The sequence below is a fragment of the Variovorax sp. GW822-FHT04E09 genome, from assembly GCF_058800845.1.
This window is the reverse complement of sequence record NZ_JBXAMR010000004.1, coordinates 645613-658476: the sequence shown is the minus strand read 5'-3', so window position 1 is coordinate 658476 and position 12864 is coordinate 645613. Positions and strand designations below refer to the sequence as shown.

9 protein-coding genes are annotated in these 12864 nt (G+C 66.2%); 3 read left to right on the top strand and 6 right to left on the bottom strand.

Annotated elements, in window-relative coordinates; all coding sequences use genetic code 11:
- The 3 genes from AC1RL8_RS20135 to AC1RL8_RS20125 all read left to right on the top strand — a co-directional run.
- On the top strand, nt 1-2277 hold a 2277-nt coding region (locus tag AC1RL8_RS20135), incomplete at its 5' end, for a type VI secretion system Vgr family protein (protein ID WP_492685715.1).
- Between the two features lie 12 nt (nt 2278-2289).
- Nucleotides 2290-5364: a phospholipase D-like domain-containing protein gene (locus AC1RL8_RS20130; RefSeq protein ID WP_492685716.1), complete on the top strand. Its 3075-nt coding sequence runs from the start codon at nt 2290-2292 to the stop codon at nt 5362-5364.
- 11 nt (nt 5365-5375) lie between these two features.
- Nucleotides 5376-6764 carry a T6SS immunity protein Tli4 family protein gene (locus tag AC1RL8_RS20125; RefSeq protein ID WP_493196593.1) on the top strand — a complete coding sequence of 463 codons (1389 nt, stop codon included), beginning with the start codon at nt 5376-5378 and terminating at the stop codon, nt 6762-6764.
- Nucleotides 6765-6792: 28 nt separating this feature from the next.
- Here the strand turns inward: AC1RL8_RS20125 and AC1RL8_RS20120 are convergent, their stop codons facing one another.
- The 6 genes from AC1RL8_RS20120 to AC1RL8_RS20095 are packed head-to-tail and all read right to left on the bottom strand — an operon-like array spanning nt 6793 to nt 12734.
- Nucleotides 6793-8244, bottom strand: a complete 1452-nt coding sequence (locus AC1RL8_RS20120; protein ID WP_492685718.1) for an aldehyde dehydrogenase — start codon at nt 8242-8244, stop codon at nt 6793-6795.
- 34 nt (nt 8245-8278) lie between these two features.
- The gene (locus tag AC1RL8_RS20115; RefSeq protein ID WP_492685719.1) at nt 8279-8989 is read right to left on the bottom strand and encodes an ABC transporter ATP-binding protein; all 711 of its coding nucleotides are present in this window, start codon (nt 8987-8989) and stop codon (nt 8279-8281) included.
- Nucleotides 8986-9735, bottom strand: coding sequence for an ABC transporter ATP-binding protein (locus tag AC1RL8_RS20110; protein WP_095747464.1), 750 nt, complete (start codon nt 9733-9735; stop codon nt 8986-8988). Before AC1RL8_RS20110 ends, AC1RL8_RS20115 begins: the two co-directional genes overlap by 4 nt.
- Complete coding sequence (locus AC1RL8_RS20105; protein ID WP_492685720.1) at nt 9732-10664, bottom strand: branched-chain amino acid ABC transporter permease; 933 nt, start codon at nt 10662-10664, stop codon at nt 9732-9734. The genes AC1RL8_RS20110 and AC1RL8_RS20105 overlap by 4 nt, the downstream gene beginning before the upstream one ends.
- Nucleotides 10661-11539 carry a branched-chain amino acid ABC transporter permease gene (locus AC1RL8_RS20100; RefSeq protein WP_492685721.1) on the bottom strand — a complete coding sequence of 293 codons (879 nt, stop codon included), beginning with the start codon at nt 11537-11539 and terminating at the stop codon, nt 10661-10663. Before AC1RL8_RS20100 ends, AC1RL8_RS20105 begins: the two co-directional genes overlap by 4 nt.
- 4 nt (nt 11540-11543) lie before the next feature.
- Nucleotides 11544-12734 (bottom strand): amino acid ABC transporter substrate-binding protein, encoded by a 1191-nt coding sequence (locus AC1RL8_RS20095; RefSeq protein WP_095743865.1) that lies wholly within the window; start codon nt 12732-12734, stop codon nt 11544-11546.
- Nucleotides 12735-12864: the final 130 nt, after the last annotated feature.

Here is a 12864-nt window from a genome sequence, read left to right as displayed (position 1 = left end):
ATTGCGGCGCAGCTGGGCGCGCTGACGGAACACCTCGTGTTCGACCAGCCCTGCGCCCCTGTGACGGCCGAGGCCGACGTGTTCGGTCTGGTGTCGGCCGCAACGGGCTCGAGCAACGACAACAGCATCTACCCGCAGCCCCAGAGCCTGGCAATCGCCCAGGCCCAGGGCTACGCCAACAGCTTCTCGGGTGTGCACGCCCCGCGCCCCTGGCGCCCCGCCCTGGCTGCGGCCGACGGTGCCCGCCTGCACGCCAGGCCCACGGCCAGCGGCGTGCACAGCGCCATCGTGGTCGGGCCTTCGGGCGAGACCTCGCCCAACGGCGCCGACGAGCTGTACTGCAACGACCGCGGCGACGTGCGCGTGCGCTTCCACTGGCAGAACAACGCCAGCGACAACAGCAATGGAGACAGCGCCCAGGACAACCGCAGCACCCGCTGGATCCGCGTGGCCCAGCGCCAGGCGGGCCCCGGCATGGGCTGGCAGTGGCTGCCGCGCATCGGCCAGGAAGTGCTGGTCAAGTTCGTCGACCTCGATGTGGACCAGCCCGTCATCGTCGGCGCGCTGTACAACGGTCGCGGCGACGGCGGCATCGCCCCCACGCCCGGCGGCGCATCGCGTGCCGGTGAGAACAGCGAACAGGGCAGCAACGACACCAACGACGCCTTCGCCCAGGCGAGCAATGCCTCGCCCAGCGCCCAGGCCAACCTCGCGGCGGGCCACGCCCCACCCTGGCACGGCGCCAGCGCCGACGACAAGGGCCACCGCAACGCCGCGGCCCTGAGCGGCTTCAAGACCAAGGAGTTCGGTGGTGAGGGCTTCAGTCAATTGGTGTTCGACGATTCGAACCAGCAGCTGCGCGTGCAGCTGCACGCGAGCACCGCCCACAGCCAGCTGAACCTGGGCCACCTGATCCACCAGGCCGACAACTTCCGCGGCAGCTTCCGAGGCCAGGGCCTGGAGCTGCGCACCGACGGCTATGCGGCCCTGCGCGGCGGCAAGGGCGTGCTGCTGAGCACGTACCACGGTGCAGGCGGCCAGAAGCTGGAGCCCGTGGGCGACTTCGCCGCCGGCATGGCGCTGCTCAAGCAGGTGCAGCAGCTGGGTCAGGCTCTGAGCGATGCGGCCAGGACCCACGAGACCGTGCAGCTGGCCGGGCACATCGGGGCCAACAAGGCCAACGAATCGCAGCTCGACAAGGAGCGCGCGCCCTACGCCGCGATGGAGCGCACCGCCAGCGGCATGGTCGCCGCCGATGCGCTCGATGCCGCCTACACAGATGCGTCCGACAAGGCCGTCGCCACGGGCGAAGGCAAGGTGCCCCACACCAGCGACGCCGTGATCGCGCTGGCCGCACGCGGCGGACTGGCGATGGTGGCAGGCCAGCAGCTGCAGATCGTCAGCGGCGAGACCGCCACGCTGGCCAGCGGCGGCGACATCAACCTGGCGCTGGCCGACGTGCTGCGCGTGCACAGCGGTCAGGCCATCGGCGTGCTGGCCGGGGCGCAGAAGGCCGATGCGGACACGGGCCTGTCGGTGATCGCGGGCAACGACGACCTGGACTTCCAGGCGCAGCACGACGAACTGCGCGTGCAGGCCAAGGAGGCCCTGAAGATCGCCAGCACCGACCAGACGGTGGAGTTCGCGGCCAAGAAGAAGATCCGCATCGCGACGGCGCAGGGTGCGTCGATCACGCTGCAGGATGGGGACATCACCTTCGAGTGTCCGGGGAAGATCACTTATCACTCGGTGCAGCGGAAGTTGGCCGGGCCGACCGCCAAGGACTATCGCTTGCCGACCTTTGTCCGTTCTACGCTGAGCGCCTCGAGCATCAAGTTCGATCTGCGCCTCGCTGACACACCGGGAACAGGAGGGCACGCACTGGCCCATACGCCTTGGCGCATCGCGACCGGAGACGCGCCGACAGCGCTGTACACCATCGACGAAAGGTGCTTGGTCGCGGAGGGAAAAACGGATGAGGAGGGCAAGCTCGTCTTGTCGGACGATCAGGAAAAGGCGCTGGAGCAGGCCTATCGAACACACCCCAGCGCTATCTGGCTGGTCTATCCGGGGCAGACAGTCTTGTTGACTGGCGTGCAGGAATCCGATGACTGGAATGCCGAAGACCGGATGCTCCATGCCCTCGACGCGGCCGACTTCACCGGGCAACGCGAGCAAACCCGCTTTGCGAAACAGGTGCAGCCCAACCTCGCCTACGCCAAGGAGGCGCTGGGCGCCGCGAGCGAAGGCACGCTCTACGAGCACGTCAAGAAGTAACAGAGATTCGACATGGTTGATACCCAAAAACAGATCACTCAGCTGTGGGACGGCAAGCACCAACCTGTCGCGCCGGCCAAGAGCATCCCCGGCTGGTTCGTTCAAGATGGCGTCAAGGTGCCGGGGCAAGACAAGGAGCAAGTCTGGGGAGATCAGTTTTCCGACGTTCGAAGCGGAAACAAGGTCGAGTTCTACGTCTCAGGCAAGGAATACTTCGACAAGGTCGGAGCCGCCATCAAGAATGCAAAAAAATGCATCTTCATCGCCGGCTGGCAGGTGAACTTCGACGTCCAGATCACGCAGGACGGAAAGATGCTGTTCCAGCTTCTGGACGAGGCGCTCAACCATGCCGACGTGTTTGTCATGCCCTGGATGTCACCGAAGATCGGTGTCGACACTGGCGACTTCGAGACCATGTTGGTGCTCCATCACCTGAACGCGGGTCGCACAGGGCCGCATCGTGCGCATTGCCTCCCGGCCATTGCACAGAGCGACATGTCCGGCGCACTCAACATCGGTTTTGCGCACCACCAGAAACTCGTGGTCGTCGACAACCAATATGCCTTCATGGGCGGCATGGACCTGGCCTATGGCCGCAACGACGATGGCGCCTTCAAGCTCGAGTCCGGTGGCCGCACGAACAAGGAGCTTTACAACACCTGCATACCGCCCATCCACGAAGTCAGCCACGTTGAGAAAGTCAAGTACCTGACGCGTGCGGAACTGGTCGCCGCCTGCTTCGAAGGCAAGGTCGCAGAGGCGGCGCAGTTCGTCACATCGGCCCCCATCAAGCCGGTGGCCGTTGCACAGGACGCGATCGGTGCCGTGAGCGACAAAGTGAAAGACACGCACAAGGAGTTCGCCGACTGGTGGAGTGCCATCGACCTGGTGCCTGAGTTCATGCGGCAGCTGCAGGATATCCCTCTCGATGCTGCCCAAGGCATATCTCGCTGGGCCTACGGCAGCCTCGACAAATCCCTGCAAAACCAGTTCGATCGACTGAACGAAAGCGGGACCGCCAATGCAATCGACAGTGCGACCGTCGTGGTCGCGTGGCTGAACAACATCGACATGAGCGGGCTTCCGCCCAAGCTGCTGGAAGAGACGAGAAAAGCCTTCGAGGCGTTGACCTTTTCGCTTCTGGGCTTGTTGACTTCTGGTGCCTCCAACCGCAAGCAGCCGTACGCCAATCTGCGCAAACTTGGCAAGACGCTGCCGCCGCCCAAGGTGGTCGACCCTGCCAAGCAACCCCGGATGCCCTGGCACGACGTGCAATGTCGCGTCGAAGGCCCCTCGGTACATGACCTGAGTCGCAACTTCGTCCGCCGCTGGAATGGTATTGCCAAGCGATACGAAGGATCCAGTGCACGCCTGGTGCAGGGCGTCAACGGCGTCATCAAACAGATCTACGACGTGCTCGGGGTGCCGCCTGCGGCCTTCAAGCCGTTGAAGCTGCCGCGCATTCCCGCTGCACATGTGCCTGCTGCAGCAACAGCCGCCGCGGCGAAGCCCGGCAAATCCTGGGTGCAGGTGTTGCGCAGCGCACCACGTCGATTGCTTGCCGATGAAGGTGCGGCCCTCGGCGCGCCGCAGAGGGCCGACAGCTACGCGCAAAACAACTGCCTCAAGGGCATGCTGAAGGCCATCGCCGGGTCGCAGTGTTTCATCTACATCGAGGGGCAGTTCTACCAGACGGCGTGCGGCAAGCAAGTTCCACCGCGCGATGCGATGCCTTCCGGTCCCATGGGCGCCTTGATCGACATCCGCATGTCACCGGGCTACCGCAAGTACGCCCGCATGCTGGGCATCGAAGGCGTCCCCGCGAATGAGATTGCAAGCAAGTTGATCTGGAGCAAGATCGACGATGTGCGTCGCGACCTGAGGGGCGGCGGTGCCGACTTCATGAACGACGTGATGGCGACGATCAAGAACACAGCCATGGCAGAGATCACCAACAAGCTGGGGCCAGAGCAGCCAGCGCTGCTCAACCCTGTGGGCAGGGCGCTGGTGCGGCGCATCGAGCGGGCTGTGCTCGAAAAGAGCGACTTCCATGTCTACCTGGTGCTGCCGATGCACCCGGAAGGCACGCTCGACACAATGAACATCATGGCGCAGTTGCATCTGACGATGCAGTCGCTGGTATTCGCCGACGACAGCCTGCTCAACGGTGTGCGGCGAGCGGTGATGCTGGGTGAGTATGTGCACGAGAAGAAGATGAGCGAAGAGGCAGCGAGGTCTGCCGTACGTGCGCTGGATGCCGAGAGCGCAACGGGGGGAGAGCTGTCAAGAATCGTCGGTGAGCGATGGTCCAAGTACCTGACTCTGCTGAATCTGCGCAATTGGACGACCCTGGGGGGCCGCCCGATGACCGAACAGTGCTACGTGCATTCCAAACTGCTGATTGCCGACGACCGCGTAGCGGTGCTGGGCAGTGCCAACATCAACGACCGCAGCATGCAGGGTGACCGGGATTCGGAGTTGGCGATCATCGTGAACGACGACACGAAGGTGAAAGTTGCCCTCAACGGCAAAGACAGCGTGGATGTGGGCGCGGCCGTTCACGACCTGCGAGTGCGGTTGTGGCGAAAGCTGTTTGGATTGACCGATGGGGCGACGCATCCGGCGAGCAGCCTGGAGACGGTGCTTACACACCCAGCATCTCCTGCGACATGGCAGGCGATTCAGAAGGTGGCGGCGGCGAATGCAAAGGCCTACAGGGCAGCGTTCAAGTTCCTGCCCAAGGCACAGGGGCCCAGTTCCATCTGGCCCACCTGGGACAGCAAGAAGGGGGTGCTTGAGCACTACATGCCTTTCAACGAGCGCTTCTGGCGAGATACAGAGCCGCGTGACGAATCGTTTACCTGGGATGCCAAAAGCAGGGTACTCGAATCCGCTCCTAAAGACATCCAGGGCTTTATCGTTGCGCTCCCCGTTGCCTGGACACAGGGAGAGAACAACCGCTCGCGCATGAACCTGACCTTGCTTGCGAACCAGATGCCCAGTCCGACACAAAATCCCGAAGCTGTCCAGTCCGCCTTGGCGTCCATGACCAATACTGCGACGGCTCCCCAAGGAGAAAATGTTTGATTCACCGACCCATGCCTTCTTCAACGCACACTGCGGCTCCAGCTCTTTTGTTGCTGGTCCTTCTGACAGGCTGCCAGCCCTCCAATTCGCAGGAGCCGCGCAAGACCACTCAGGAGCGGCAGGAAGAAAAGTATGTGGTGCCCAAGCCCAATGCCAAGGAACTGCTCGAATCCACGGCGCCCGGCTATGTGTCGCCGAGCGGTACGTCTCAAGAGTGCCTGGGGCGCCTGGTGTTCGATGTGACCCGGCCGGTGCAGTGGCCGGTGGCTAATGGCCGGCGGAGCGAAACATTCGGAGTCCGCAAATTTTCGGAGAACGTCCGCGATGGCCAGGATCGGTTGCGAATCGGCACTGTGGATGTTGCGACGGTAAAGATCGATCAGACATCCAATCTGCAAAAGTTCGCGGAAAGTCACGAGAGCGAAAAGCGCTATCGGATGGAAGAATTGAATTCCGAGATAAGGAGTCGCCAAGAGTCCGCGGATGATCGTCAAAAGAGAATGGCTACAGCCTCTGATGAGAAGAGGAAAGACATCGAGGGGGCGAGGGCCGATGATCTGGCGGCGGTGAAGGAGCTGCAAGCTGCCTTGGCTGAAGTGCAGGCTGATTGGAAGACACTGGACTTGGGGATTCCTGAAAGCTTTGGCTTTTGGAAACGTGGTTCACCGCTGCAGCCAGGTGCAGGGCATGACTCGGATGGGTCCTACTTCTATGCCTATATCGAACGCAACGGCTATATCTACGCCTTCAAGAGCGGAAGCGACCTTGGCAAGGCCGCACACCAGAAAGAGTTCCTCCCTTTCCTTCAGCGCTTCCGCCCTCGCGCAGCCGGCGAGATCCCCAAAGACCTCGGCATCTGCATCCCTTACGGCTTCATCGCCGACGATGGCAAGTCGACGATTTTCAATCGCATGTCGATCCGCTACGACGATGCGCCCGGGGTGCTCTACACCATTCAAACGTCCAACGTCGATCCTCGGCTCGGCCCCGAAACCACGACCCTCACGGCCGCAGGCCGCGCACTGACCGGCCACATTGGGGGCTACGAGAAGGAGCTGGCCGACAAGTACGTGACGAAGAAAATCGGCCCCCGCATTGTCAAGATCGGTGGCCTCACCGCGCAGCAAGGCGGCTTTGCGGCGCAGAAGCCCGACAACGAAGGCAAGCCCATGAACGTCTACAGCGTGTTCACGGGCTATGGGGGCTGGCAGGGCACGTTCGTGCTGCCTTCGATCCTGGTGGACATGCGCAGCTACACCCGGCTCGAGGCTCCAGAGCTGAGCGTCAACCCACCGCCGTTCGACCAAAGCATGGAGCGCTTGAGCGCGCTGCTCGGCAGCATCCGCCTGCGGCCCACGCAGCCGCCGATGCCGGAACTGGCGAACCTGCCTGCGAAGTAGCGCTGCGACCGGCCAGCCCTGGCCTTGCTCAGAACGGATACCGCCGCGCCGTCGTCTGCACCGTAATCCACCGCAGCTCCGTGAACGCCTCGACGCCGGCCCGCCCCCCAAACCGCCCATAACCCGACGCCTTCACCCCCCCAAACGGCATCTGCGCCTCGTCGTGCACCGTCGGTCCGTTGACATGGCAGATCCCCGCCTCGATGCGCTGCGCGACGTTCCACGCACGCGCCACGTCGCGGCCGAACACCGCTGACGACAAACCGAACTCGTTGTCGTTGGCCACCGCCACGGCCTCTTCCACGCCATTCACGCGCACGACCGCCTTCACCGGACCGAACGATTCCTCGTGGTAGATGGCCATCGCGGGCGTGACGTGGTCGAGCACGGTGGCGGGCATCAGCGTGTTCTGCGCCTTGCCGCCGCACACGAGCACGGCGCCCTTGGCGAGCGCATCGTCGATCAGGGCGTTGCAGCGGGTCACGGTGCTCATGTCGACGACCGAGCCCAGCACGACGGGGCCTTCGCGCGGGTCGCCGAGCGGCAACGCCCGTGCGCGGGCGGCGAACTTCGAGACGAATTCGTCGGCGACGGCGTTGTCGACCACGAGGCGCTCGGTCGACATGCAGATCTGGCCCGAGTTGGCGAAGGCGCCGAAGATCGCGCCGTTCACGGCCGCGTCGATGTCGGCGTCGTCGAGCACCACGAAGGGCGCCTTGCCGCCGAGTTCGAGCACGGCGGGTTTCAGGTACGTGGCGCAAGTCTGCGCGATGAGGCGGCCCACGCGCGTGGAACCCGTGAAGTTGACGCGCCGCACCGCCGGGTGCGCGACCATGGCCTCGACCACGGCGCCCGCGTCGGCCGGCGCGTTGGTCACGAAGTTGACGGTGCCCTTGGGCAGGCCGGCCTCGGCCAGCGCTTCGATGATGAGCGCATGCGTCTCGGGGCATAGCTCGGAGCCCTTGAGCACGACGGTGTTGCCGCAGGCCAGCGGCGTGGCGATGGCGCGTGTGGCCAGGATCACGGGGGCGTTCCATGGCGCGATGCCCAGCACCACGCCGGCCGCCTGCCGCACGCCCATGGCAAGGCTACCCGGCACGTCGGACGGAATGACTTCGCCCGCGATCTGCGTGGTGAGCGACGCGGCCTCGGTGAGGATGCCGGCCGCCAGATGCACGTTGAAGCCCGCCCACAGCGCCGAGGCGCCGGTCTCGCGCGCCATGGCCTGCACGAAGGCGTCGGCGCGCGCTTCGAGCGCGTGCGCGGCCTTGAGCAGCAGGGCGCGGCGTTCGTTGGGGCCGGTCTGCGACCAGGTGGCGAAGGCGCGCTGCGCGGCGTCGACGGCGGCCACGGCGTCGGCGGGTGTGGCGGCGGGGGCGCGCGTGGCGATGCCGCCGTCCAGCGGGTTGCGGCGCTCGAAGGTGGCGCCGCCGGTGGCCGCGCGGCGTTCGCCGTCGATGAGCATGGAGATGTCGGTCATGGGTGTCCTTTGCAAGAAAGAGGAAGAGGGGTGTTCAGGCCGCGCCCAGGTAGGCCTGGCGCACGGCGTCGGAATGCAGCAGCGCTTGCGCTTCGCCCGAGGCGACGACGCGGCCGCGCTCGAGCACGTAGCCGCGGTCGGCGGCCTGCAAAGCCTTGCGCACGTTCTGCTCGACCATGAGTACGGTCACGCCCTGGTCGGCGATGCGGCGCACGATGGCGAGCAGCTCGTCGACCATGCGCGGCGCCAGGCCGAGCGAGGGCTCGTCGAGCATCAGCAGGCGCGGCCCGCTCATCAGGGCGCGCGCCACGGCGACCATCTGCTGCTCGCCGCCGCTCATGGTGCCGGCGAGCTGCGTGGCGCGTTCCTTCAGGCGCGGAAAGTCGTCGAAGGCGCGCGCGAGGCGCTCGGCGCGCAGCCGTGCGGGAATGAGCCAGCCGCCGAGTTCGAGGTTCTCGGTGACGGTCATCTGCGGGAACAGCTGGCGGCCCTCGGCCACCAGCGCCAGGCCGCGCCGCACGCAGGCGGTGGCGTCGGCCGATGGCAGCGCCGTGCCGTCGAGCATCGCCTCGCCGGTGCGCGGCAGCAGCCCCGCGAGCGCCTTGAGGAGCGTGGTCTTGCCCGCGCCGTTGGGCCCGAGCACGACGGTGACGCCCGGCATCACGTCGAGGTCCAGGCCCTGGATGACCTGGAAGCCGTGGTAGCCGGCCTCAAGACCGCGCACAGTGAGTTGCGTGCCGCTCATGCCGTGGCCTCCATCTCGTCGCCCAGGTAGGCCTCGACCACCTCGGCATTGCGCACGACCTCGGCCGGCGTGCCGTCGGCGATCTTGCGGCCCTGGTGCAGCACCAGCACGCGCTCGACGTACTTCAGCAGCGTGGTCACGGCATGCTCGATCCACACGACGGCGAGGCCGTGGTCGTCGCGCAGGCGGCGGATGCGCCGTGCCATGGCATCGACCTCCGCCTCGGTGAGGCCGGCCGCCACCTCGTCGAGCAGCAGCACGCGCGGCCGGGTGCCGAGCGCCATGCCGATCTCGAGCAGCCGCTGCTGCGAGGGCGTGACGTCGGCCGCGATCTGCGTCGCGAGGCCGCCCAGGCCCAGCATGTCGAGGATCTCGCCGGTGCTGCCCAACCCCGCGATGGGCGCGCGGCGGCGCCCCGCGAACTGCATGCCGAAGCGCACGTTGTCTTCGAGCGTCATGTCGGCCATCACGCGCGGCGTCTGGAAGGTGCGCGCGATGCCGTGGGCGGCGTACAGGTGCGGGCCGCGCCGCGTGAGGTCGACGTCGCCTTCCACCAGCAGCCGGCCCGAGGTCGGCATGACCACGCCCGAGATCGCGTTGAAGAAGGTCGTCTTGCCCGCGCCGTTGGGGCCGATGATGCCGACCAGCTCGCCCGCATGCAGCGTGGCGCTCACGGCGTCGACGGCGGTGAGCCCGCCGAAGCGCACCGTGAGGTCGCGGGCTTCGAGAAGTGGCGTGGCCTTCATGGTGCGTGCCTCCGCAACGCGGCCGCCTTGCGCTGCCACAGCGACGCGAGGCCGTTGGGCAGGTACATCACGCACAGGATGAGCAGCAGCCCCAGCACCATCATGTAGCCGTAGGGCAGCTGCAGCCGCAGCGTCTCCGACAGCAGGCTGAACACGATGGCCGCGGCCACCGGCCCGCCGATGCTGGCGGCCCCGCCGATCATCGCGATCAGCACGGTCTGGAAGCCGATGAAGGGGCTGAACACGGCTGCCGGCTCGATGTAGGTCCAGCGCACCGCCATGGCTGCGCCGACCGCGCCCGCGAAGGCGGCGGTGAGTGCGAAGCCGGCGATCTTCACGCGGCGCGTGTCGACGCCCAGCGTCTGCGCGCGTTGCTCGTCGGCGCCGATGCCTGACAGCGCGAGGCCGAAGCGGCTGCGCTTGATCAGCAGGGCCGTTGCAATCGCAACTCCCGCGATGGCCAGCACCGTGAGGTACACGGTCTCGTTCGATGGCACCACGGTGAGCACGCGGCCCACGGTGCCCGAGACCTGCTTCTCGACGAAGGTGACGGCATGGCGGATCAGCTCGGTCATGCCGAAGGTCAGCACGGCGAAATAGGTGCCGCGCAGGTGCAGCACGGCCGCGCCCATCAGCACCGCCACCGCGCTCGCGATGGCCGCGCCGCTCAGGATCACCAGCGGCCAGGGCAGCACCTCGAGCAGCGTGGCGCTCGCGTACGCACCCAGGCCGAAGAAGGCCGAGGTGGCCAGCGACAGGTAGCGCGTGGCACCGCAGAACAGCGACCAGCTCGTGGCCAGCGCGATGTACATCAGGCAGCCGAGTGCGACCGAAGCGATGAACTCGCTCGCGACCCACGGCACGGCCGCAGCCAGCGCGAGGCCGAGGGCGAGCACCCACCACGGTTTGTTTTGAAAAAGGGAATTCATCTTCTGGAGAACAGTCCGTTGGGCCGCCAGATCAGCACGCCGATGAACACGGTGTACGACAGCAGCATCTTGAGCGAGGGGCTCGTGTAGTGCATGCCCAGCGCTTCGACCACGCCCAGCAGCAGGCCGCCGACGAGGCTGCCTGCGATGCTGCCGAAGCCGCCGAGGGTGATGACGATCAGCGCCGTCACGGTGTAGGGCTCGCCCATCGAGGGCGAGATCTCGTAGGTCATCGACAGCAGCGCGCCCGCCACGCCCGACAGGCCCAGGCCGATGCCGAACATCAGCGGGTGCAGCCGCTTCGTGTTGATGCCCACGAGCTGCGCGCCGGTGGGCGACTGCATCAGCGCGCGCACCGCCTTGCCCAGCAGCGTGAGCTTGAGCAGCGCGATGAGCACGAGGCTCAGCGCCAGTGCCACGCCGAACAGCACGAGCTTGTTGGCGGTGAAGCGCATCTCGCCCAGCTGCACCGGCTCGGCCAGGTAGTCGTAGCCGCGCAGGTCGCCGCCCCACACGAGCAGGGCGGTGTTCTGCACGAAGAACATGAGGCCGAAGCCGACCATCAGGCTGCGCGCCTCGAACACGTCGACGTTCGGCGCGCGCGCCGCCACCTGCCGGAAGCACAGCCAGTGCACCGCCATGCCCAGCGCCATCAGCAGCACGAAGGCCACCGGCATGAACAGGAGCGGCGAGACGCCCAGCGCCGTGTGTGCCCACCAGGTGAGAAAGGCACCGAGCATCAGGAACTCGCCGTGCGAGATGTTCATGATGCGCATCAGCCCGTACTGCAGGTTCAGTCCGATGGCCACCAGCGCATAGATGCCGCCCGTGATCAATCCGCCGGCCAGGAGCTCGGCCCATCCAGAGAACGACACGCTGTTATTTCCAGGCCGGCTTCGGCATCAGTTGCGCGGTGGCGCGGTCTTTGGGCCACACCACTTCGAAGTCGCCGCCCTGCCACTGCGACACGGTGCCGGGGATCGACGCGTTCTCGCTGCCCTCGAAGCGGATAGGCCCGAGGATGGTCTTGAACTCGTTCTTCGCGATCTGCTCGCGCAGCGCCTTGCGATCGAGGCCCACTTTCTCCACCGCCTGCTGCAGGATCTGCAGGCCGGCCCACGCATGGCCGCTGGCCCAGCGGTCGGGCTCCTTGCCGAACTTCTTGGTGTGCGCATCGAAGTAGGCCTTGGCTTCGGGGCTGGTCTTGCCGTTCCACGAGCCCATGCCGATCACGCCCTCGGTGTTGGCCGCCATCACGTTCTTGTAGAGCTGGAAGGCCGTGCCCACCGAGGCGTAGAAGTACTTCGGGTTGAAGCCCACTTCGCGCGCCTGCCGGCTCGCCAGGATGGTGTCCGGCGGGTAGGTGATGCCGATGAAGGCGTCGGGGTTCAGGTCCTTCATGGTGCGCAGCACCGGCGCGAGGTCTTTCACGCCCAGCGGGTAGCTCTTGCGGTCGAGCACCTGGATCTGCGTCTTCTTCAGCGCGTTGTTCAGCGCCGCAAAGTTCTCCAGGCCGAACAGGTCGTCCATGTAGACGATGGTGATGGTCTTCACGTTCTGCGCCACCAGCATGTCGACCAGCGCGCCCATCATCTTGTCGGGCTGCTGCAGCAGCGAGAAGAAGAAGGGCAGGCGCATGTCGATGAGCTTGCGCGACAGGGCCGTGGGCGCGAGCAGCGGGTAGCCGAAGCGGTTGGCCAGCGGCGCGACCGCGAAGTTGGCGCCCGATCCCCAGGGCGGCAGCACGAGGTCGACCTTGTCGCTGCCCATGAGCTTCTCGAAGGTGCGCACGCAGGTCTCGGTCTCGCTGCGGTCGTCGTAGCCGATGAGCTCGATGGGCCGCTTGGTGCCCTTCACCGACAGGCCGCCCGCGGCGTTGACCTGCTCGGCCCACAGCAGGTAGTTGGGTTCCTGGCTCACCTGCGCGCCCGCGGCCCAGGGGCCGGTGCGGGCGATGGCGTAGCCGATGCGAACGGGCGCACTTTGCGCGAACAGCTGCGGCGCAACGGCAGCCGCGCCCAGCGCGGTGGCCGTGCCCTGGATCCAGTGGCGGCGGGTGGGGTGAAGCATGGAGGTCTCCTTCCGGGCGTCGGTATGCGCCCGCTGACCGGGATCGTAGAAACGCACGCCCTTTGCCGCTGTGCCCGCCGCGCACAAAGCACTTGACGCAGCGTGCAGGCGCCTAGTGGTTAACCCGCAA

Coding starts and splice junctions, on each gene's coding strand:
- AC1RL8_RS20130 (WP_492685716.1), top strand. CDS start 2,290: ATGGTTGATACCCAAAAACAGATCACTCAGCTGTGGGACGGCAAGCAC.
- AC1RL8_RS20125 (WP_493196593.1), top strand. CDS start 5,376: ATGCCTTCTTCAACGCACACTGCGGCTCCAGCTCTTTTGTTGCTGGTC.
- AC1RL8_RS20120 (WP_492685718.1), bottom strand. CDS start 8,244: ATGACCGACATCTCCATGCTCATCGACGGCGAACGCCGCGCGGCCACC.
- AC1RL8_RS20115 (WP_492685719.1), bottom strand. CDS start 8,989: ATGAGCGGCACGCAACTCACTGTGCGCGGTCTTGAGGCCGGCTACCAC.
- AC1RL8_RS20110 (WP_095747464.1), bottom strand. CDS start 9,735: ATGAAGGCCACGCCACTTCTCGAAGCCCGCGACCTCACGGTGCGCTTC.
- AC1RL8_RS20105 (WP_492685720.1), bottom strand. CDS start 10,664: ATGAATTCCCTTTTTCAAAACAAACCGTGGTGGGTGCTCGCCCTCGGC.
- AC1RL8_RS20095 (WP_095743865.1), bottom strand. CDS start 12,734: ATGCTTCACCCCACCCGCCGCCACTGGATCCAGGGCACGGCCACCGCG.